At 62.8% G+C, this 20,822-nt stretch carries 16 protein-coding genes and 3 tRNA genes; 13 read left to right on the top strand and 6 right to left on the bottom strand.

Going from position 1 to position 20,822, the window contains the following annotated elements:
- Positions 1–133: 133 nt before the first annotated feature.
- Together CWR53_RS05920 and CWR53_RS05915 are read left to right on the top strand one after the other, a co-directional pair.
- Entirely contained in the window at positions 134–1,849 is a 1,716-nt protein-coding gene (locus CWR53_RS05920; protein ID WP_100851028.1) for a proline--tRNA ligase, read from the top strand.
- A 20-nt stretch (positions 1,850–1,869) separates the two neighbouring features.
- The gene (locus CWR53_RS05915) at positions 1,870–2,820 is read left to right on the top strand and encodes a hypothetical protein (RefSeq protein WP_100851027.1); all 951 of its coding nucleotides are present in this window, start codon (positions 1,870–1,872) and stop codon (positions 2,818–2,820) included.
- Positions 2,821–2,998: 178 nt separating this feature from the next.
- Here CWR53_RS05915 and dinB read toward each other — a convergent pair whose 3' ends face one another.
- Positions 2,999–4,057 carry a DNA polymerase IV gene (gene dinB / locus CWR53_RS05910; RefSeq protein ID WP_375335485.1) on the bottom strand — a complete coding sequence of 353 codons (1,059 nt, stop codon included), beginning with the start codon at positions 4,055–4,057 and terminating at the stop codon, positions 2,999–3,001.
- Between the two features lie 215 nt (positions 4,058–4,272).
- On the opposite strand from dinB, the gene CWR53_RS05905 reads away from it, so the two are divergent.
- From CWR53_RS05905 to CWR53_RS05885, 5 genes are all read left to right on the top strand, one after another.
- Positions 4,273–4,349, top strand: a tRNA-Met gene (locus CWR53_RS05905).
- Between the two features lie 135 nt (positions 4,350–4,484).
- Positions 4,485–4,561 (top strand) — tRNA-Met (locus tag CWR53_RS05900).
- A 160-nt stretch (positions 4,562–4,721) separates the two neighbouring features.
- Positions 4,722–4,798, top strand: a tRNA-Met gene (locus tag CWR53_RS05895).
- 259 nt (positions 4,799–5,057) lie between these two features.
- Positions 5,058–7,700: a bifunctional lysylphosphatidylglycerol flippase/synthetase MprF gene (gene mprF / locus CWR53_RS05890; RefSeq protein ID WP_058604323.1), complete on the top strand. Its 2,643-nt coding sequence runs from the start codon at positions 5,058–5,060 to the stop codon at positions 7,698–7,700.
- Positions 7,700–8,992 (top strand): virulence factor family protein, encoded by a 1,293-nt coding sequence (locus CWR53_RS05885; RefSeq protein ID WP_100851025.1) that lies wholly within the window; start codon positions 7,700–7,702, stop codon positions 8,990–8,992. Before mprF ends, CWR53_RS05885 begins: the two co-directional genes overlap by 1 nt.
- Positions 8,993–9,352: 360 nt before the next feature.
- Here the strand turns inward: CWR53_RS05885 and CWR53_RS05880 are convergent, their stop codons facing one another.
- Entirely contained in the window at positions 9,353–11,263 is a 1,911-nt protein-coding gene (locus tag CWR53_RS05880) for a potassium transporter Kup (RefSeq protein ID WP_100851024.1), read from the bottom strand.
- 235 nt (positions 11,264–11,498) lie between these two features.
- On the opposite strand from CWR53_RS05880, the gene rimO reads away from it, so the two are divergent.
- The 5 genes from rimO to tsaA all read left to right on the top strand — a co-directional run bounded on the left by rimO (position 11,499) and on the right by tsaA (position 15,387).
- Positions 11,499–12,830 carry a 30S ribosomal protein S12 methylthiotransferase RimO gene (gene rimO / locus CWR53_RS05875; RefSeq protein ID WP_100851023.1) on the top strand — a complete coding sequence of 444 codons (1,332 nt, stop codon included), beginning with the start codon at positions 11,499–11,501 and terminating at the stop codon, positions 12,828–12,830.
- Between the two features lie 105 nt (positions 12,831–12,935).
- The gene (locus CWR53_RS05870) at positions 12,936–13,391 is read left to right on the top strand and encodes a GNAT family N-acetyltransferase (protein WP_100851022.1); all 456 of its coding nucleotides are present in this window, start codon (positions 12,936–12,938) and stop codon (positions 13,389–13,391) included.
- Between the two features lie 75 nt (positions 13,392–13,466).
- Positions 13,467–14,177: an rRNA pseudouridine synthase gene (locus CWR53_RS05865; protein WP_100851021.1), complete on the top strand. Its 711-nt coding sequence runs from the start codon at positions 13,467–13,469 to the stop codon at positions 14,175–14,177.
- Between the two features lie 49 nt (positions 14,178–14,226).
- Complete coding sequence (locus tag CWR53_RS05860) at positions 14,227–14,688, top strand: DUF1456 family protein (RefSeq protein WP_100851020.1); 462 nt, start codon at positions 14,227–14,229, stop codon at positions 14,686–14,688.
- Positions 14,689–14,694: 6 nt separating this feature from the next.
- Entirely contained in the window at positions 14,695–15,387 is a 693-nt protein-coding gene (gene tsaA / locus CWR53_RS05855) for a tRNA (N6-threonylcarbamoyladenosine(37)-N6)-methyltransferase TrmO (protein WP_058604346.1), read from the top strand.
- A gap of 117 nt (positions 15,388–15,504) precedes the next feature.
- Here tsaA and CWR53_RS05850 read toward each other — a convergent pair whose 3' ends face one another.
- From CWR53_RS05850 to CWR53_RS05835, 4 genes are all read right to left on the bottom strand, one after another.
- Entirely contained in the window at positions 15,505–16,827 is a 1,323-nt protein-coding gene (locus CWR53_RS05850) for a dicarboxylate/amino acid:cation symporter (RefSeq protein ID WP_058604330.1), read from the bottom strand.
- 284 nt (positions 16,828–17,111) lie between these two features.
- On the bottom strand, positions 17,112–18,458 hold the full coding sequence (locus CWR53_RS05845) for an ATP-binding protein (RefSeq protein ID WP_100851019.1): 1,347 nt from the start codon (positions 18,456–18,458) through the stop codon (positions 17,112–17,114).
- On the bottom strand, positions 18,455–19,132 hold the full coding sequence (locus tag CWR53_RS05840; protein WP_023536231.1) for a response regulator: 678 nt from the start codon (positions 19,130–19,132) through the stop codon (positions 18,455–18,457). Before CWR53_RS05840 ends, CWR53_RS05845 begins: the two co-directional genes overlap by 4 nt.
- A gap of 150 nt (positions 19,133–19,282) precedes the next feature.
- A complete protein-coding gene (locus tag CWR53_RS05835) occupies positions 19,283–19,888 on the bottom strand; it encodes an outer membrane beta-barrel protein (RefSeq protein ID WP_023536250.1) in 606 nt (201 codons plus the stop codon).
- Positions 19,889–20,017: 129 nt separating this feature from the next.
- Between CWR53_RS05835 and CWR53_RS05830 the strand changes: the two genes are divergently transcribed.
- Positions 20,018–20,812 (top strand): dienelactone hydrolase family protein, encoded by a 795-nt coding sequence (locus tag CWR53_RS05830; RefSeq protein WP_100851018.1) that lies wholly within the window; start codon positions 20,018–20,020, stop codon positions 20,810–20,812.
- Positions 20,813–20,822: the final 10 nt, after the last annotated feature.

Here is a 20,822-nt window from a genome sequence, read left to right as displayed (position 1 = left end):
AAAAGCCCGGCGACCGTGCCGGGCTTTTTCTTGGCTGACAAGCAGGACGCCCTGGGGCATCCTGTACGCCTTGGCTTCACCCCCGTACAATGCGGGGCTATTTCAACGTCTTAGGCAATCGACACGGCTAACCATGCGCACCAGTCAATATTTGCTCGCCACCCAAAAAGAAACCCCTGCCGACGCAGTGGTCATCAGCCATCAGCTCATGCTGCGTGCCGGCATGATCCGCAAACTGGCTTCGGGCCTATACACCTGGCTGCCGATGGGCCTGCGGGTAATGCGCAAGGTCGAGAACGTGGTGCGCGAGGAAATGAACGCCGCCGGCGCCCTTGAAGTGCTCATGCCCAGCATCCAGCCTGCCGAACTGTGGCAGGAGTCCGGCCGCTGGGAGCAGTACGGCCCCGAGCTGCTGCGGGTCAAGGACCGGCATCAGCGCGATTTCTGCGTGGGCCCAACCCACGAAGAGGTCATCACCGACCTGGCGCGCAACGAGCTGTCGAGCTACAAGCAGCTGCCGTTGAACATGTACCAGATCCAAACCAAATTCCGCGATGAAATCCGCCCGCGCTTCGGCCTGATGCGTGGTCGCGAGTTCATCATGAAAGACGCCTACTCCTTCCATGCCGACCAGGCTTCCCTTCAGGAAACCTATGACCGCATGCACCAAGCGTACACCAATGTGTTCACCCGTCTGGGGCTGGATTTCCGTCCGGTGCAGGCCGACACCGGTTCCATTGGTGGCAGCTACTCCCATGAATTCCACGTCCTGGCGCAGTCCGGTGAGGACGATGTGATCTTCAGCGATAGCTCCGACTATGCTGCCAACATCGAAAAGGCCGAGGCCGTGCCGCGCGAGACCGTGCGCCCTGCCCCAACCGAAGAGCTGCGCCTGGTCGATACGCCCGATGCCAAGACCATCGCCCAGCTGGTCGAAAACTTCGGTCTGCCGATCGAAAAGACCGTCAAGACCTTGATCGTACGCGGCGCCGAGGAAGGCAAGCTGGTCGCCCTGATCGTGCGCGGCGATCACGAGCTCAACGAAATCAAGGCCGCCAAGCTGGAACAGGTGGCTGACCCCCTGGTCATGGCCACCGATGCCGAACTGCGCGAGGCCATCGGTGCTGGGGCAGGCTCGCTGGGCCCGCTGAACCTGCCGCTCGAGTGCGTGATCGACCGTTCGGTCGCCCTGATGAGCGACTTCGGTATCGGTGCCAATATCGACGACAAGCACTATTTCGGGGTCAACTGGGAGCGTGACTTGCCAGTGCCCCAGGTGGCCGACCTGCGCAACGTGGTCGAAGGCGACCCGAGCCCGGATGGCCAGGGTACTCTGGTCATCAAGCGTGGCATCGAGGTGGGTCACATCTTCCAGCTGGGTACCAAGTACAGCGAAGCCCTCAAGTGCCAGGTTCTGGGCGAAAACGGCAAGCCGGTCATGCTGTCCATGGGCTGCTATGGCATCGGCGTGTCCCGCGTGGTAGCGGCTGCTATCGAGCAGAACCACGATGAGAAAGGCATCATCTGGAACGACGCCCTGGCGCCCTTCCAGATTGCCCTGGTACCCCTGCGCTATGAAACCGACGTGGTTCGCGAAGCGACCGACAAGCTGTATGCCGAGCTGACGGCGGCAGGTTACGAAGTACTGCTCGACGATCGCGACAAGAAGACCAGCCCCGGCATCAAGTTTGCCGACATGGAGCTGATCGGCATTCCACATCGCATCGTCGTCAGTGATCGCAGCCTGGCCGATGGCAACCTGGAATACAAACACCGTACCGAGCAGGATGCCCAGGTGTTGCCACTCGAAGAAGTGCTGACCTTCCTGCAGGCCCGCGTTCGCCGCTGATAATCAATGCACGAGTGATCATGTCCAAGCGAAGTACCTATAAGCTCAAGGGCGCCGCACTGTGCGGCGCCCTGCTCGTCAGCGGCTGCGCCAACCAGATGCCCCAGCGCAGCGACCACGAGGAGCGCGTCGAGCGCAAACTGCTCGAACACACCCTGCAGATCGACGTTGGCGAGCCGAAGGTGATGGAGCTGCCGCAACGACGTGTACGCGTACATGAGCAGAAGCGTTTCGAGGTCACCGAGTTCGAGGTGACGCGCCACTACGACCGCTACACGCCTTACCAACCCTGGCGGGAAACCTACGAGATTCCGCTGGGCGCCGTGGCGGTTGTAGCAGGCGTGGGTGCCAACGTGGTCAACGTCTTCGCCTTGGGCAACCTGCCCCAGAGCATTACCCACGATTGGCTCAGTTATGGCGTGGACGGCCTTAATCCGTTCATGAACGTGCCTTCCAACGGCCGCGCCCAGCAGAACCTGGCAGGTATCAGCGAAGTGCAGAAAGCCAAGCGCGAAGAGGCCACGAGCATGCCGTGGAGCGAGCGCCTGGTGGAGGTAAAGGCCGGCAAGAACACCTATGAGCTGACCACCGACCGCGCGGGCATCCTGCGCCTGAACCTGCTCGACAGCCCCTTCTCGGAGCAGAACCTCAACCATGTCGGCACCTTGCACCTGCAAGTGGTCGATGAGGACAATGCCGTGCGCGGTGACGCCAGTTTGTTGATCAGCGCCACGCTGCGCAACAAGTTGCGCGAAGCTCACGAGCTGATTTTCGACGACCTCGAAGATGATGAGGTGAGCCAGTGGGTGCACCGGGTCAAGCGGCTGTCCGAGCTGGGCCTTGAAGAGGAAGCCAGTGAGTTGGAGCAGAGCCTGATCGAGCTGACGCGCAACGATCCCGAGTTGCAACAGGAGTTCTTGCAGTCCCTGACCAAGGCCACTGGCCGGCTGGTTGCCGATCCCGGGCATTGATGGCCGCCTGTGGTTGACCTGCGTTGAACCCGTGTTGGGCTCAACGCCGGCAACTGCTTTTAAAAGACCTTACACACTGCCTGGTCCCATGCTAGAAGCCGACATGTCGGCGATAAACCTGAAGTACGCCACAACAGCGGCACTTTCGCGCCTCTCAACACCTTTCTTCAACTGCACGCTATAGCGGCGGGAAAAGCTCCAGCTGTTCATGCGCACCGCGCAAGTCCCGCAATCTCACCCCTACACCTAGCAATCGCACAGGTTTACCACCGCGCGCGAACGCCTGCGTCACCAGCTGCCGGTAACTGTCCAAGTCCCTGCCGGCGCCTGCTTGCTCAAGGGTGGTCTGGGTAAAGTCATGGAACTTGACCTTGACGAAAGGCTTTTCCGGCCGGTAGGTGCTGTCCATCCGCTCGATGCGCTCGTTCAGGCTCTGCAGCAATTCCGGCAACCGTGCCAGGCAACTGGGCAAATCCGGCAGGTCGGTGTCGTAGGTATTCTCGACGCTGACCGACTGCCGCCGGCTGTCGTTTTGAACCACGCGATCATCGATACCACGCGCCAGTCCCCACAACCGCTCGCCAAAGGTGCCGAACTCTCGCACCAGCGCCAGGCGAGACCATTCGCGCAACTGCGAGCAGGTGTCGATCCCCAGGCGGGTCAGCTTGTCTGCTGTGACCTTGCCCACACCGTGCAGACGGGTGACCGGCAGCGTCGCCACGAACGCTTCTATTTCATCAGGCCTGATCACGAACAGGCCATTGGGCTTTCGCCAGTCGCTGGCGATCTTGGCCAGAAACTTGTTGGGCGCCACTCCGGCCGAGACGGTGATATGCAGGGTACGGGCCACGCGCCGACGGATGTCCTCGGCGATGCGTGTAGCGCTGCCGGCATACCATTGGCTTTCGCTGACATCCAGGTAGGCCTCGTCCAAGGACAGCGGCTCGATCAGGTCGGTGTAGTCACGAAAGATGGCATGGATCTCTCGAGAAGCCTCACGGTAAGCCTCGAAGCGCGGCTTGACGATCAATAAGTCCGGGCACAACTTGAGGGCGTGACGGGACGACATTGCAGAACGCACCCCGTAGGCACGCGCTTCATAATTGCACGTGGCGATGACCCCACGCCTTTCGGCCGACCCGCCCACTGCCATGGGGCGACCTGCAAGACGAGGGTCGTCGCGCATTTCGATGGCAGCATAAAAGCAGTCGCAGTCGACGTGAATGATCTTGCGCAAGGGCATGGATGACCGTAGGCACTGTAAATTCATACAGATAATAGCGCATGGTTTCGTGTTCAAACAGCATGGCCGTGGGTTGGGCAACGCCGGTCTTCGGCTCAGGGGAGCGACCCCAGCCCGCGCCTTGCAAGGCTAAAGGGTTGAACAAAAAGGGCTTTTCATACTATTTGCTTGACACTGGGCAAGAAATCCGTAGAATTCGATCTCACAGGCGCGGGATGGAGCAGCCTGGTAGCTCGTCGGGCTCATAACCCGAAGGTCGTCGGTTCAAATCCGGCTCCCGCAACCAGATTCGTGAAAAGGCCACTGTTAACGCAGTGGCCTTTTTCTTTGCGCGCGCGTAAAGCAATTCGAAAAAAACCTCGGTAAATCAATGAGTAGCACTTGACACCCCCTGCTAAAGCTGTAGAATCCGCCCCACAGACGCGGGATGGAGCAGTCTGGTAGCTCGTCGGGCTCATAACCCGAAGGTCGTCGGTTCAAATCCGGCTCCCGCAACCAACTTCAAGAAAAGGCCACTGTTAACGCAGTGGCCTTTTTCTTTGCCTGTCATACGGCGGCAGGATTAGCACGGATGCGCCCTGCCCTGTTCGAGTGTTGGCCGCGCGCTTCATTGAACACTTGACATCAATGCACTTCGCTGTACAATGCGCACCTCTGACGCGGGATGGAGCAGTCTGGTAGCTCGTCGGGCTCATAACCCGAAGGTCGTCGGTTCAAATCCGGCTCCCGCAACCATATTCGTCAGAACAAACCCCGCACGTAGCGATACGCGCGGGGTTTTTCGTTTCTACCTCCCTTACTTGCAAGCGATGCCTGCATGCCTTGGCGCACCCCCGATTAGCGGCGGGCGCTGCCCTTGCGTGGATGAACTATCTTTAACCCCTGCCGGGCTGTTATGCGCCCATGGCCGGAGTAATATTGGATACGTTTTCCAAAGGGACTTTCACTTGGCCGCGCCTCTTCTTCACCTCGTGCCTGACGCCCGGGGTAATTCATGACCGCTCAGAACCCTGAACCTACGGTGCCGCTGGCCACAGCGTTGCCCGGAGCCGTGCAGCGCCTGCCCTTGCTTGAACGGATAAGCCGCTATCGTCAGCCGATCGGGCTGGCGGTGACGCTGGTGCTGTTCACCATGGCTTTGATCGCCTGCCGCCACCTGCTGAGCGAGCTGGACATCTATGCCTTGCACGATGCCATGCTCGAAGTGCCGGTGCAGTCACTGCTTGGCGCGCTGCTGGCGACCGTGATCGGATTCGTGATTCTGCTGGGCTACGAGTGGTCGGCCAGCCGCTACGCTGGGGTCAAGCTACCTGCGCGAACGTTGATACTGGGCGGTTTCAGCGCCTTCGCCATCGGCAATGCCATCGGCCTGTCCATGCTGTCGGGCGGCTCGGTGCGCTACCGGCTGTATGCACGCCAAGGCGTGGGGGCGGGCGAGGTAGCGCGCATGACCGTCTTCGCGAGCCTTTCACTGGGTTGTGCACTGCCGCCGCTCGCAGCATTGGCCACCCTTAGCAATCTGCCCGCCGCCTCGGCTGCCCTGCGGTTGCCGCAAGGCTTGCTGGCCGGCATCGCGGTTGCCGTCCTGGCCGCCTGCGCACTGTTGGCGGTAGGCCTGTACCGCAAGCGGCTGGCCGAGCAGCCAGTGCCTGACAACCTGCTGGTGCAACTGGGTCGGCGTACGCTGCGACTGCCCGGCGCCCGGCTTACTGGCCTGCAGCTACTGATCACGGCACTGGACGTCGCCGCCGCCGCTACCGTGCTCTACCTGCTGCTGCCCGAAGCACCCCCGTTCGGTGCCTTCGTACTGGTCTACCTCCTGGCGCTGGCCGCGGGCGTTCTCAGCCATGTACCGGGTGGCGTTGGTGTGTTCGAGGCCATCCTGCTGGCCGCCTTCGCCGATCAATTGGGCGCTGCGCCATTGGCGGCCGCGTTGCTGTTGTACCGCATCATCTATGTGGTGCTGCCGCTTCTGCTGGCCTGCGTCCTGCTGTTGGCCAACGAAGCCCGGCGCTTGCTGTTCGCGCGGCAGGCCATGAAGGCTGCCTCCGGGCTGGCAGCGCCGATCCTGGCCATCATGGTATTTCTGTCTGGGGTGGTACTGCTGTTTTCCGGCGCCACGCCCGAGATCGATACCCGCCTTGAGCACATGGGCTTTCTGATCCCTCATCGGCTGATCGATGCCTCCCACTTCGGCGCCAGCCTGATCGGCGTACTGTGCCTGCTGCTGGCCCAAGGCCTGCGTCGGCGCTTGTCGGCCGCGTGGCTGCTGACCACGGTGCTGTTGCTGGTGGGTGCATTGCTCTCGCTGCTCAAGGGGTTCGATTGGGAGGAAGCCTGCCTGCTGACCTTCACGGCCGCGCTCCTGGCCTTGTTCCGCCGCTCGTTCTACCGGCCCAGCCGTTTGATGGAGCTGCCGTTCTCGCCGGTGTACCTGGTGGCCAGCGCCTGCGCAGTGGGCGCCTCGGTGTGGCTACTGTTGTTCGCCTACCAGGATGTGCCCTACAGCCATCAGCTGTGGTGGCAGTTCACCCTGGACGCCGATGCCCCCCGTGGGCTGCGTGCGGCGATGGGCAGTGCCTTGCTGCTCGCAGCGCTGGCGCTGACCTGGCTGCTGCGCACCGCACCGCCGGTGATCCACCTGCCCGATGAAGCCGAATTGCAACGTGCCCATCGCATTCTGCAGGCATCCGACCAGCCCGATGGCGGCCTGGCCCTGACCGGCGACAAGGCGCTGCTGTTCCATCCCAGGGACAACGCGTTCCTGATGTATGCCCGCCGTGGTCGCAGCTTGGTAGCGCTCTACGATCCGATCGGGCCGGCCCAGGAGCGTGCCGAAATGATCTGGCAGTTCCGCGACCTGTGCGACCTGCACCACGCCCGACCGGTGTTTTACCAGGTGCGTGCGGAGAACCTGCCGTTCTACATGGATATCGGCCTGACCGCCTTGAAGCTGGGTGAAGAAGCCCGTGTCGACCTGCGCCGCTTCGACCTCGACGCCAAAGGCAAGGAGATGAAAGACCTGCGCTACACGTGGAATCGAGGCGGCCGTGACGGGCTGAGCCTGGAAATCCATGAGCCAGGCCATGCGCCGCTGGCTGAGCTCAAGGAAATTTCCGATGCATGGCTCAGTGGCAAGAACGTTCGCGAAAAGGGTTTTTCGCTGGGCCGTTTCAGCCCGGATTATCTGCAACATTTCCGTATCGCCCTGATTCGTTTCCAGGGCCAACCTGTGGCCTTTGCCAACCTGCTCGAGACCCATAGCAACGAGTTGGCCAGCCTCGACCTGATGCGCGCACACCCGCAGGCGCCCAAGCTGACCATGGAGTTCATGATGATCGGCTTGATCCTGCATTACAAAAGCCATGACTACGGCCGCTTCAGCCTGGGCATGGTGCCGCTTTCGGGGCTACAACCACGGCGCGGTGCGCCCCTGACCCAGCGCCTGGGCTCGATGGTATTCCGCCGTGGCGAGCAACTCTACAACTTCCAAGGGCTGCGCCGGTTCAAGGACAAGTTCCAGCCCGACTGGGAACCTCGCTACATGGCCGTGCCTGCCGGGCTCGACCCGCTGGTGGCTCTGGCCGACACTGCCGCCCTGATTGCCGGCGGCTTGACTGGATTGGTGAAACGCTGATGACCCGACGCTTTTGGCTTTACCTGTTGCTGACCCTGCTGCTGGCCGCCCTGGCCGGCGCCACGGCGTTCTGGTTCTGGACGCGCCCGGCGCCTGATGCACAGCTTGAGCAGCTTCAAATCAATGATGCCAGCATCACCCGCGTCACCCCAGGCGTGCATCCCACTGCCTGGGTGGCGATCGGCGTGCCGCAGGACCAGGCCCTGACCCACAAGCAACTGCTGGACCTTGCCCAGGCGGCCGAGGCGCAATTGGTGCAAGTGGTGCTGCCTGCCGGTGATTGCACCAAGCAGCAGCAAGCCATGGACACGGCCTTGGCGCAGTTGCCGAGCAAACCGACCCTGGTCGCCGGCATTGGCCCGGGTGCCACCCAAGCCTGGCGCTGGCTGGCCAGCCAGAACGACGACAAGGCCCGGGCCATTTCCGTGGGCTTTACGGTCGAGCAGCCAGGGTGCCAGACCCCCTTGCCCAAGACCGCGCCCCACGGCCACTGGAGCGTGGCGTGGAACGATAACCCTGACGATGCCAGTGCGGCCTTCGTGCGCGACCAGAGCAATGCCGAAACCAGCATCAGCGACTATGACATCCACCTGCCGCAGGTGCTCAAGGCACAGCTGACCCAGGCCTTGGTGGGCCAGGATGGCAACGCATTGGCGATCCCCGTGGTCGAGGTACCTGCCGGTCAAACCACCGATACCGTTACGTTGTTCTTGTCCGGCGATGGTGGCTGGCGCGACCTGGACCGCGACGTGGCCGGCGAGATGGCCAAGCTGGGCTATCCGGTGGTGGGCATCGATACCCTGCGCTACTACTGGCAGCACAAGACACCGGAGCAAAGCGCTGCCGACCTGTCCGAACTGATGCATCACTACCGGCAGAAGTGGGGGACCAAGCGTTTCGTGCTGACGGGGTACTCGTTCGGTGCAGACGTACTGCCTGCCATCTACAACCGCCTGCCGGCGGAAGACCAGCAACGGGTGGACGCTGTCATGTTGCTGGCCTTTGCCCGCAGCGGCAGCTTCGAGATCGAAGTCGAAGGCTGGCTGGGCAAGGAAGGTCAAGAGGCGCCCACCGGGCCTGAGATGGCCAAGCTGCCGGCTGCGAAAGTGGTGTGTGTGTACGGGGTGGAGGAAAGCGACGAAAGCGGCTGCACCGACAAGACCGCCGTGGGCGAACGCCTGAAACTGCCGGGCGGGCACCACTTCGATGAAAACTACCCGGCCTTGGCCAAGCGGCTGATCGATGAGATCGAGACGCGTCAGGGCAAGTCGAGTGTGGCTGAGCAGAACTGAGGGCTATTGGACGTACAGTTTGCAAGGGCCAGGTCGAGCGCTCGGCACTGATAGCGCGGATCGGGGGTTACCCAGCGCTCTGCATGACCTCATGCCGCGATAAGCTGCGCAGCAGCCCCAAGATTTCAGCTTCGCAGCGCATATTGCCGGGGCCGCGCTGCGGCCCATCGCGGCACGAGGGCCGCTCCTACAAAGCCCTGCGAAGCTCCTGACTCAGGCGTTATGCGGTCAGTGTAGGGGCGGCCTCGCCGGGGCGCCGGACCGGCCGCGATGAACTGCGCAGCAGCCCCAGTATCTTCGTCTCGCCGCAAACATCACCAGGCCCTAGGGGAATCCCCTCAGCCGCTCCCCCACCCTGTTTCAGATCTCAACCTGAGTCCCCAACTCGATCACCCGGTTGAGTGGCAGGTTGAAGAACCTCAAATTGCCGTTGGCATTCTTCAGTAAAAACGCGAACAGGTTGCCTCGCCAGCGCGACATGCCTTCAAGCCTGGACGCGATCACGGTTTCGCGGCTGAGGAAGTAGGTGGTGCGCATGGGCGTGAAGTCCAGCTCGTCCAGGTGGCAGAGTTTCAGCGCCGCCGGCACGTCCGGCTCATCCATGAAGCCGAAATGCAGCACCACCCTGAAGAAGCCATCGCCATAGGCCTCGACCTCGAATCGCTCCTGCTCAGGCACGCGGGGTCGATCTTCGCTGAGCACCGTCAGCAACACGACCTGGCTATGCAGCACCTGGTTGTGCAGCATGTTGTGCAGCAATGCATGGGGCACGGCATCCGAGCGCGCGGTGAGAAACACTGCCGTGCCCTCCACCCGATGCGGCGGCTGGATGCGGATACTGCTGATGAACAGCGGCAGTGGCAGCGCCCCTTCGTCTATACGCTCGACGAGAATTTGCTTGCCACGTTTCCAGGTGCTCATCAGCAGGAACAGCACACCGCCCGCCAGCACAGGGAAGGCCCCGCCCTGGACGATCTTCGGAACGTTGGCGGCAAAGAACAGCCCATCGACGAACAAGAAGCCGAGCAGGAGCGGCACGGCCAGGACCGGTGGCCACTTCCACAGCAACAACATCACCGCCGCCACGAGAATGGTCGTCATCAACATGGTCCCGGTGACGGCCACGCCATAGGCTGCCGCCAGGGCGCCCGAGGACTCGAAGCCGATCACCAGCAGCACCACGCCCACCATCAACGTCCAGTTGACCGCCGCCACGTAGATTTGCCCTTGCTCGTCACTGGAGGTGTGCTGAATGTGCATGCGCGGGATATAGCCCAGTTGAATAGCCTGTCGGGTGAGCGAGAAGGCGCCGGAGATCACCGCCTGCGACGCAATGACGGTGGCCAGCGTGGCAAGGCCGACCAGCGGCAGCAAGGCCCAGCTGGGGGCCAACAGGTAGAACGGGTTGCGCGCGGCCTCGGGGTTTTGCAGCAGCATGGCGCCCTGGCCGAAGTAGTTGAGCACCAGTGCCGGCAGCACCAGGGCGAACCAGGCCCGTGCGATCGGCTTGCGGCCAAAATGCCCCATGTCGGCGTATAGGGCTTCGGCACCGGTCAGCGCCAGCACCACCGCGCCAAGGATGGCCACGCCCATGCCGGGGTGGACGATGAAGAAATTGACTGCCCAACCGGGGTTGAAGGCGCGGAGCACTTCAGGCGTCTGTGCGATGCCATGAACCCCCAGCACGGCCAGCACCACGAACCAGATGACCATGACCGGGCCGAACAGCTTGCCGATTTTCTCGGTGCCATGGCGCTGCACCAGAAACAGCGCCACCAGCACCACCAGCGACACCGGCACCACCCAATGATCGATGCCATCGAAGGCCAGGCCCAGGCCCTCGACGGCCGAGAGCACCGAAACGGCCGGGGTGATCATGCTGTCGCCATAGAACAGCGAGGCACCGATCAAGCCGCAGATCACCATGAGGGTCCGCAGGCGCGGATGCGCCGCCGTGGCGCGCCGCGCCAGCGCGGTCAGGGCCATGGTGCCGCCCTCCCCCTGGTTGTCGGCACGCAGGATGAACACCACGTACTTGAACGACACCACCCACAGCAGCGACCAGAGGATCAACGACAGGATCCCCAGCACACCGTCGTGATTGACCTGCACCCCGTAACCGCCCGTGAACACTTCCTTCAAGGTATACAGCGGGCTAGTGCCGATATCGCCATAAACCACCCCGACCGCCGCCACCAGCAGGCCCAGCGACCGGGTCGCCCCCTGCTTTGCTGCGTGCCCGCCCTCGGCGTGACTGCTTGCCTGAACCATCGACCACTCCCGCAAAAGGCCCTCACGGCCACTGTTGTCAGCGTGCATGCCAGGTCGCCCATCCGGGCCTGGCGTAACGGCGCGAAGCATAGCGCAGCGTTCGTCGTATTTGTGCTGGTCAATCGACCCATCGCTCGCTAGAATTGCGCACTTTTTGATCAGAGGCGCCAAAAGCGCCCGTCAAGATCGCCCCCGATCACCGCTGGGCGACCTGTATTCAATGCCGAGGTTAGTCATGTCCACCACGCCCGCCACCCCCAAGGTCGGTTTCGTCAGCCTGGGTTGCCCCAAAGCCCTGGTCGATTCCGAGCGCATCCTGACCCAGTTGCGCATGGAAGGCTATGAAGTCGTGCCAACGTACGAGGATGCCGACGTGGTGGTGGTCAACACCTGCGGTTTCATCGACAGCGCCAAGGCCGAATCGCTCGAAGTGATCGGTGAAGCCATCAAGGAAAACGGCAAGGTGATCGTCACCGGCTGCATGGGTGTCGAGGAAGGCAGCATTCGCGATGTGCACCCAAGCGTGCTTTCGGTGACCGGTCCGCAGCAGTACGAGCAGGTGGTCAACGCCGTGCACGAAGTGGTGCCGCCGCGTCAGGACCACAACCCGCTGATCGACCTGGTGCCGCCGCAAGGGGTCAAGCTCACGCCGCGCCACTATGCCTACCTGAAGATTTCCGAAGGCTGCAACCACAGCTGCAGCTTCTGCATCATCCCGTCGATGCGTGGCAAACTGGTCAGCCGCCCGGTGGGCGAGGTGCTGAGCGAGGCCGAGCGCTTGGTCAAGGCCGGGGTCAAGGAAATTCTGGTGATTTCCCAGGACACCAGCGCCTACGGCGTAGACGTCAAGTACAAGACCGACTTCTGGAACGGCCGGCCGGTCAAGACCCGCATGCTCGAGTTGTGCGAGGCCCTGAGCAGCCTGGGTGCGTGGGTGCGCCTGCACTATGTGTATCCGTACCCCAATGTCGACGACGTGATCCCGTTGATGGCTGCCGGCAAGATCCTGCCGTACCTGGACATCCCGTTCCAGCACGCCAGCCCCAAGGTGCTCAAGTCGATGAAGCGCCCGGCCTTCGAAGACCGGACCCTGGCCCGCATCAAGCAGTGGCGCGAGCAGTGCCCGGAGCTGGTCATTCGTTCGACCTTCATCGTCGGCTTCCCTGGGGAAACCGAGGAAGACTTCCAGTACCTGCTGGACTGGCTGACCGAAGCCCAGCTCGACCGCGTGGGCTGCTTCCAGTATTCGCCCGTCGAAGGTGCACCGGCCAATGACCTGGGCCTGGCCGACGTCCCGGACGACATCAAACAGGATCGCTGGGACCGCTTCATGGCCCACCAGCAGGCCATCAGCGCCGCCCGCCTGCAGATGCGCATCGGCAAGGAACTCGACGTGCTCATCGATGAGGTCGAAGAGCAAGGCTCGGTGGGCCGCAGCTTCTTCGATGCGCCAGAAATCGACGGCAGTGTCTTCATCGATGGCAACCATGGCTTCAAGCCTGGCGACAAGGTGCGTTGCCGCGTGGTAGACGCCGACGAATACGACATGTGGGCAGAGCCCATCTGACAGGGCGCCACGCTGGCCTCCTGTCGCAGTGGCGCGGCCCGCCCCGGGTCGCGTCCTCCCCCAGCATCTATCCTTGGTTTGACGGGCCACTGGAGCAAGGACCCGATGCGCACCTTCTCGACCCTGGAAACGCCCCATCTCAGCGACTACCCCAAGCTGGTCAGCGTGTGGGAAGACGCGGTACGTGCAACGCACGCTTTCCTGCCCGAATTCTACATCGTGCTACTGCGCGACAAGGTGCTGCGGCGCTACCTGGACGCGGTGATGCTGGTCTGTGCCCGTGGGCCTGATCGCAGCATCCAGGGTTTTGTCGGCGTGGCGGGCGGGCGCATCGACATGTTGTTCGTGGACCCGCAATGGCATGGCCGGGGTATCGGCAAACAGCTGCTGCAGCATGCTGTGCAAGCGTTGGATGGCCTGACCCTCGACGTCAACGAGCAGAACACCCAGGCGCTGGGCTTTTATCTGCACCAGGGCTTCGAAATCGTGGGCCGTTCGCCCAAGGACGGCCTGGGCCAGCCGTATCCATTGCTGCACATGCGCCGACGCGGCACGGCCTGATTGACACAGATTCCCGCCCCTCGCCCGGCGGGAAGGGTACAATGCAGCCTTTCATTGCCTTTGCGAATCGTCGTCATGTCCGAACCCGTCCGTCTGTCCAAACGCCTTGTCGAGCAGCTTGGCTGTTCCCGCCGCGAGGCTGAGTTGTATATCGAAGGAGGCTGGGTGACGGTCGATGGCGTGGTGGTCGAGCAGCCGCAGTTCAAGGTCGAGCAGCAGCATGTGGAGCTGCTGCCCGGCGCACGCGCCGAGAGCCTGGAGCCGGTTACGCTGCTGCTGCACCAAGCCGCGGGCATGGACAATGAAACCGCCCGGCTTGGCATGAACATGACCAGCCTCAGCGAGGCCCATCGCGAAGGCGTGCGCCCCTTGCACGGGCATTTCACCCGCCAGGCTTGTGTAGCACCGCTGGAACCGGGTGCCAGCGGCTTGCAGGTGTTTACCCAGGACTGGCGGGTTACCCGCAAGATCAACGCCGACCTGCGCAAGCTCGAACAGGAATTCGTCGTCCAGGTGCGCGGTGAAGCCAGTGCGCAGATGCTCGAGCGTCTGGCCCGCGGCGTGACCCGCAATGACCGCGAGTTGCCCAAGGCCAAGGCCAGTTGGCAGAACGAAACCCATTTGCGCCTGGTGCTGAAGAACCCACAACCCGGCCAGATTTCCGAACTGTGCGCCTATCTGCGCCTGGAGTTGCTGGGCATGCGCCGCATACGCCTGGGTGGCGTTTCGATGGGCAAGCTGGCGCTGGGCCAATGGCGCTACCTGACGGGCACCGAACGTTTCTAAGTGAGATGCCGTGCGATGACGTGCGGCACAAGAACAGGATTTTGCAGCAATGAACCACAATGACGTCCTGCGCAGCCTGCGCTACATGTTGAAAGTCAATGACGCCAAGATGGCCGAGATCATCGGTTTGACCGGCCTGGACGTGAACCCTGTCGTCCTGGCGACCTATGTGAAGAAAGAAGAAGAGCAAGACTTTGTGCGCTGCCCGGACCGGGTCATGGCGCACTTTCTCGACGGCCTGGTCATCTACCGTCGCGGCAAGGACGAAAGCCGTCCGGCACAACCTGTCGAGCTGCCGGTTACCAACAACCAGATCCTGAAGAAGCTGCGCGTGGCCTTCGAACTGAAGGAAGACGACCTGCACGCGATCTTGAAATCGGTCGATTTCCCCGTCAGCAAACCTGAGCTCAGCGCACTGTTTCGCAAGGCCGGCCATGACAACTACCGCCCGTGCGGCGACCAGTTGCTGCGCAATTTCCTCAAGGGCCTGACCCAGCGCGTGCACGGCTGAATGGTCATGCAGCATACGGTGGCGCCGGTGGGGATCGTGCGCTCCTGCTTCATGGAGAAGTTCGCCATTCCACGCCAGCCGCAGCTGGCACCGGCCGCACGCGGTGTGCTGGAACTGCTGCCCCCCTTCGACCAACCCGAGGCGGTCGAGGGGCTGGAACAGGTCAGCCACGTCTGGCTGCTGTTTCTGTTCCACCAGGCCCTGGAAGAAAAACCCAGGCTCAAGGTGCGTCCACCGCGCCTGGGGGGCAACAAGAGCATGGGCGTGTTCGCCACCCGCGCCACCCACCGGCCCAACGGCATCGGCCAGTCGGTGGTGCGGCTGGAGGGTGTTGAACCTGGCCGCTTGCTGCTGTCAGGCATCGACCTGCTCGACGGCACGCCGGTGCTGGACATCAAGCCTTACGTACCCTATGCCGACAGTGTCGAGGGTGCCCATAACCACATGGCCAACGGTGCGCCAGTCGCCATTACCGTGCAGTGGGCCGACAGCGCCCTGCCCCAGGCCCGCGAGCATGCGTTGCGGCTGGGCGAGCCCCTGGTAGCCCTGATCGAGCAATGCCTGGCGCAAGACCCACGGCCGGCCTATCAGGTGCCTGTGGCCGAACGGGTGTATGGGGTGAAGTTCTGGGATGTGCAGGTCAGGTGGCACTACCCGCAGACGGATGTGATCTGCGTGCTTGAGGTGGTGCTGGCGTGAAGGTGCAATAGGGCCGCACCTGGGGGTTGTGCTGCCGCCATCGGCCGCAGGCACGAACAGCCATCCATGAAAAAGGCGACCCATCGGGTCGCCTTTTTTCGTGCCGTTACGCTGCGATCAGCGCGCAGGACCTTCGGCAACGCCCAGGTCATCGGTCGGACGGGTGTCGATCAGCGGACCGCCACCTGAAGCCAGCTCCGAGGCCAGCGTGTCGTTGTCCATCTCCTTGACCCACTTGGCCACGACCACGGTGGCAACAGCGTTGCCCACCAGGTTGGTCAAGGCACGTGCTTCGGACATGAAGCGGTCGATACCCAGGATCAGGGCCAGGCCGGCAACCGGCAAGTGGCCCACGGCCGACAGCGTGGCCGCCAGCACGATGAAGCCCGAACCGGTAACACCCGCGGCGCCTTTGGAGGCGACCAGCAGCACCAGCAGCAGGGTGATCTGGTGGGTGATGTCCATCGGGGTGTCGGTGGCCTGGGCAATGAACACCGCAGCCATGGTCAGGTAGATCGAGGTGCCGTCCAGGTTGAACGAATAACCGGTCGGGATGACCAGGCCTACCACGGACTTCTTGGCACCCAGGCGCTCCATCTTGGCCAGCATGCGCGGCAGCGCGGACTCGGACGAGGACGTGCCCAGCACGATCAGCAGTTCTTCACGGATGTAGCGGATCAGCTTGAGTACGCTGAAACCGTGGGCGCGGCAGATGCCACCGAGCACCACCAGCACGAACAGCAGGCAGGTGATGTAGAAGCACGCCATCAGGTAGCCGAGCTGCACCAGCGAGCCCACGCCGTACTGGCCGATGGTGAAGGCCATGGCGCCGAAGGCACCGATCGGGGCCAGCTTCATGATCATGTTGATGATGTTGAACATGACATGGGCGAAGCGATCGATCATGTCCAGGAACGGCTTGCCGTAGCTGCCCAGGCGATGCAGGGCGAAGCCGAACAGCACCGAGAACATCAGTACTTGCAGGATGTCGCCGTTGGCGAAGGCACCGACCACGGTATTGGGGATGACGTTGAGCAGGAAGCCTACGGTGGTCTGCTGCGCGCCGGCGGCAGCATAGGCGGCCACGCTGCTGGCATTGAGGGTGCTGACGTCGATGTGCATGCCCGCGCCGGGCTTGACCACGTTGACCACCACCAGGCCGATGATCAGCGCGATGGTGGAGACGATTTCGAAATACAGCAACGCATAGCCGCCCGTCTTGCCGACGGATTTCATGCTCTGCATGCCGGCGATACCGCTGACCACGGTGCAGAAGATGATCGGGGCGATGACCATCTTGATCAGTTTGACGAAGCCATCACCCAAGGGTTTGAGGGCAACACCCGTTTCCGGGTAGTAATGGCCGAGCAGAATACCGATGGTGATGGCAACCAACACCTGGACATACAGGGATTTGTAAAGCGGCTGACGTGTCGTCATGGCTGTTTTTCCTCAAGTGTGCCGCGCCACCCTGTTCCAGGGGTGCAGCACCTGAATCGCTAACCCTCCTGCACTTGGAGGGATTTGTCGTTGTGGTAGAGCTGCCTGTTGAGGCCTCTGCCAATAGAGATAGCAAGGGTGATGCCAAAATGCCCAAACCGGGTGCAGGCTGGGCTATTGCTGGCTTTCCATGCCCAACGACGGGGCGAAACCTGAGCAAGGGTGGCGGGTTTCCGCCCGCTGGCGGAACTGGAGCGGCCCAGATGGCGGAAAACCGCCTGGGCTCATTCCAGATTGAAGGTGATACGGAAGGCGGCGCCACCAAGCGTCGAGTCATCGAGGCTCAGTTCGGCATCGTAGCTGTCGATGATGTCCTTCACCACAGCCAGGCCAATGCCTTGCCCCGGGTGCTGGCTGTCCAGCCGCTCGCCGCGCTCCAGAATGCGCTGGCGCTGGTCGGCGGGCACGCCAGGGCCGTCATCTTCGATACACAGGGTCAGCCGTCCGGCTTCTCTGAACAGGCTTACCCTTATCTGGCCCAGGCTCAGGCGGTAGGCGTTTTCCAGAAGGTTACCCAGCAGCTCGAGCAATGCGCCCTGCTCCATGGGCACGCGCGCCTGGTCCGGCACCTGCAAGGTCACATCCACGTGTTTATCGCGGTAGACCTTGGCCAGCGTGCTGCACAGGCTGTCGAGCAAGGGGCGTAGCACCACGCTATGGCGCACCAGGCCGCTCTTGCGCAGGCTGGCGCGTTGCAGTTGATAGTCGATCTGCTGGCTCATGCGTTCGATCTGGCTCTGCAGGACCCTGGCCTGCTCGCGTTCGCCGTTGTGCTGCTGCAGGCTTTCGCCCACCCCCTGCAACACGGCCAAGGGCGTCTTCAGGCTGTGCGCCAAGTCGTCCAGCGAGTCCCGGTAGCGCTGGCGCTGCTCGCGCTCGCTTTGCAGCAGGCGGTTCAGCGAACCGGTCAGGCGCAGCAGTTCGCGCGGGTGCTGGGTACTGAGCCCGTCCCGCGCGCCGGATTCCAGATCGTCGAGCTCGCGGCTGAGCCGGCGCAGCGAGCGCAACCCCCAGGTCAACCCTGCCCAGAGCAGCGCCAGCAGTGCCAGCAAGGCAGCGCCGAAGCCCAGGTAGAGTTTTTCACGCAGGCCGTCGAGGGTGCGCTGGTAGTCGCGCACTGGCTGCAGGGCCACGATGCTGAAGGCAGCACTCTTGCCGCCCAGCAGCTTTATCTCGACGTCATAGACGAAGAATTCCTCGCCGTTGGCCTGGTGGATGCGGGCGAACTCGTTTCCGCGGCCATCGTAGCGAGGCTGGTAGTTGATGTTCTGCGCTGCCGTGGCCCGGGACTGCCAGACCAGGTGGCCACTGCGGTCGAAGATGTACCCCAGCAGGCCGGTATAGGGCAGGTTGAAGCGCTCGTCCGGCAACAGCGCCGGCATCTGCAGCTGCCCGTTTTCGATACGCGCCGCCGAGATCAGCGTGGTCACGTCCGAGGCCAGGCGTTGTTCGATCGATTCCTGCAAGGCAAGGCTGAAGGCTTTCTGCAAGGCTGGCAGCAGCGCCAGCATGAACAGCACCGCCAACACCGCAGCGGCCAGCATCAGGCGCACGCGCAGGGATCGAATCATCGGCAGCGCTCGGTGAACAGGTAGCCAAGCCCGCGCACGGTATCGATGGGCTTGAAGCCGCATTCGCCTTCAAGCTTGCGCCGCAAGCGCCCGATGAGCACTTCGATGACGTTCGGATCACGCTCTTCATCGCCAGGGTAGAGCTGCTCCATCAGGCGATCCTTGGCCACCACCTGCTGGTGATGACGCATCAGGTACTCGAGGATGCGGTATTCATAGGCGGTCAGGCCCAGTGGCTGCTCGTCGAGCGTGGCCTGCTTGCGATTGAGGTCCAGGACCAACGGGCCGGCGGCGATGGTTGACTGGGTAAAGCCGCTGGAGCGGCGCAGCAGCGCATTGAGGCGCGCCTCCAGTTCTTCGAACTGGAATGGCTTGACCAGGTAGTCGTCGGCGCCAGCGGCCAGCCCTTCGACCTTGTCCTGCCAGTTGCCGCGGGCAGTGAGGATGAGGATGGGGAAGGTCTTGGCCTGGTTGCGCAGGCGCGTGATCAGCTCCAGACCACTGATGCCCGGCAGCCCCAGGTCGACCACTGCCAGGTCGAAGTGGTACTGCTCGGCCTGGTACAGCGCCTCCTCGGCATTGGCGACCGCCTCGACCACGTGGCCACTTTCCCCCAGGCGGGTATAGAGGTGATGGCGAAGCAAGGCTTCGTCCTCGACCACCAGCAGTTTCATGTGCAGCTCCTTGATGGATGTGCCTGTAGGGTGCCCAATGCGGACAAGCCAGCCCCACCGCGTGCGCCTACCGGCCCGATGGCCCAGCATGGCACTGGTTGGAACTGGCTTGCCAGACCCGGGTCGCTACAGGATAACGCGGCGGGCAGGTCAGAACTTGTAGGAAGCCGCCAGATAGGTCTGCGCGCTGCTGCTCAGGCGCAATGTACCGGCCTTCGGCGCGCCGTGAGGGCTGACTTCGGTGGCGGCGTTGGTGCGCAGGTAACGGTAGCCCAGTTCGACCGAGGCCTTGTCGGTGATGTCCTGGATGACGCCTGCCTGCAGGCCGTAGGCGTAACCGTAGTCGGTGTCGCGGCTCAGGCCTGGCGATTCCTGGGACAGCTTGGTCATGCCCAGGGTACCGCCGCCAAACAGCTTGGTGGTATCGCCTACGGGCAGGAACAGGTCATAGCTGCCCAGCAGGTTTTCCTGGCGAAGTTTCAAGCCGCTGTGGTCACCGGAGACGTTGTCGTAGGTCATGTAGTAGCGACCTTGGTCATTGATACGGCCCAGGCGCACGCCCCAGGTACCGTCCTTGGCGATCACGCCGTCGGTGTTGAGGTGGTCGGTGTTGCGCTGCAGCAGGCCTGACTTGCGAACCTTGTCGCTGGTCTGGCCGTAGGTGAGGCTGGCGAAATTTTCGTCGGCCGCCTGGGCGCTGGTCATGCCAGCGGCGCAGACGGCTACGGCGGCAAGCAGGGTGTTGAATGTTTTCATGGTGAGGTTACTCCAGTCGAGTGCGCTGTTGAGGTGTGGAAGCTAGAGTAAGCAGGGCACACTGAACCTCGACTGAACCCCTGCTGAACATTGACTGAACGAACCGATCGCAATCCAGGAGTAGTCACCATGCGCGCCTTGCTGGCCTTGACCTTGATGTGTACCGCCGCCTTCGCCCAGGCGGCGGTACAGACCCGCGAGATTCCCTACCAGGATGCCGACGGCAACCGGCTGGTGGGCTACTACGCCTATGACGACGCCGTCACCGGCAAGCGGCCTGGCATCGTGGTGGTGCATGAGTGGTGGGGGCTCAATGACTACGCCAAACGGCGCGCCCGGGACTTGGCAGCGCTGGGCTACAACGCCCTGGCCATCGACATGTACGGTGACGGCAAGCACACCGAGCATCCTCAGGACGCCCAGGCGTTCATGGCGGCAGCACTCAAGGACCCCAAGGCTGCTGCCAGGCGTTTCGACGCCGGGCTGGCGTTGCTCAAGCTGCAGCCCAACACCAACAAGCATGACCTGGGCGCTGTGGGGTACTGCTTTGGCGGCAAGGTGGTACTCGATGCCGCCAGGCGCGGCGAGAAGCTTGACGGCGTGGTGAGTTTCCATGGCGCCCTGGCTACCGCTACACCAGCAAAGCCTGGGGTGGTGAGGGCGGCGATTCTGGTGGAGCACGGCGCGGCAGATAGCATGGTGACGGCCGAACAAGTGCAGGCCTTCAAGGCGGAGATGGACGCAGCGAAGGTGAATTACCGCTTCGTCAGCCTCGACGGGGCCAAGCACGGGTTCACCAACCCTGATGCCGACCGACTGAGCCATGGGGATCACGGCGGCCCGGACATCGGTTATGAGAAGGCAGCCGACGACCGCTCCTGGGCAGACATGCAGGCGTTCTTCAAGCAAGTGTTCAATGAGTGATCACACGGGG

This window comes from Pseudomonas sp. SGAir0191 (assembly GCF_002812565.2).
Taxonomy (GTDB): domain Bacteria; phylum Pseudomonadota; class Gammaproteobacteria; order Pseudomonadales; family Pseudomonadaceae; genus Aquipseudomonas; species Aquipseudomonas parafulva_B.
This window is presented reverse-complemented; position numbering and strand designations above follow the sequence as displayed.

Excerpts from the sequence above, each read along its gene's own strand:
- CWR53_RS05920 (WP_100851028.1), top strand. The coding sequence starts at position 134 with ATGCGCACCAGTCAATATTTGCTCGCCACCCAAAAAGAAACCCCTGCC.
- CWR53_RS05915 (WP_100851027.1), top strand. The coding sequence starts at position 1,870 with ATGTCCAAGCGAAGTACCTATAAGCTCAAGGGCGCCGCACTGTGCGGC.
- mprF (WP_058604323.1), top strand. The coding sequence starts at position 5,058 with ATGACCGCTCAGAACCCTGAACCTACGGTGCCGCTGGCCACAGCGTTG.
- CWR53_RS05885 (WP_100851025.1), top strand. The coding sequence starts at position 7,700 with ATGACCCGACGCTTTTGGCTTTACCTGTTGCTGACCCTGCTGCTGGCC.
- CWR53_RS05880 (WP_100851024.1), bottom strand. The coding sequence starts at position 11,263 with ATGGTTCAGGCAAGCAGTCACGCCGAGGGCGGGCACGCAGCAAAGCAG.
- rimO (WP_100851023.1), top strand. The coding sequence starts at position 11,499 with ATGTCCACCACGCCCGCCACCCCCAAGGTCGGTTTCGTCAGCCTGGGT.
- CWR53_RS05870 (WP_100851022.1), top strand. The coding sequence starts at position 12,936 with ATGCGCACCTTCTCGACCCTGGAAACGCCCCATCTCAGCGACTACCCC.
- CWR53_RS05865 (WP_100851021.1), top strand. The coding sequence starts at position 13,467 with ATGTCCGAACCCGTCCGTCTGTCCAAACGCCTTGTCGAGCAGCTTGGC.
- CWR53_RS05860 (WP_100851020.1), top strand. The coding sequence starts at position 14,227 with ATGAACCACAATGACGTCCTGCGCAGCCTGCGCTACATGTTGAAAGTC.
- tsaA (WP_058604346.1), top strand. The coding sequence starts at position 14,695 with ATGCAGCATACGGTGGCGCCGGTGGGGATCGTGCGCTCCTGCTTCATG.
- CWR53_RS05850 (WP_058604330.1), bottom strand. The coding sequence starts at position 16,827 with ATGACGACACGTCAGCCGCTTTACAAATCCCTGTATGTCCAGGTGTTG.
- CWR53_RS05845 (WP_100851019.1), bottom strand. The coding sequence starts at position 18,458 with ATGATTCGATCCCTGCGCGTGCGCCTGATGCTGGCCGCTGCGGTGTTG.
- CWR53_RS05840 (WP_023536231.1), bottom strand. The coding sequence starts at position 19,132 with ATGAAACTGCTGGTGGTCGAGGACGAAGCCTTGCTTCGCCATCACCTC.
- CWR53_RS05835 (WP_023536250.1), bottom strand. The coding sequence starts at position 19,888 with ATGAAAACATTCAACACCCTGCTTGCCGCCGTAGCCGTCTGCGCCGCT.
- CWR53_RS05830 (WP_100851018.1), top strand. The coding sequence starts at position 20,018 with ATGCGCGCCTTGCTGGCCTTGACCTTGATGTGTACCGCCGCCTTCGCC.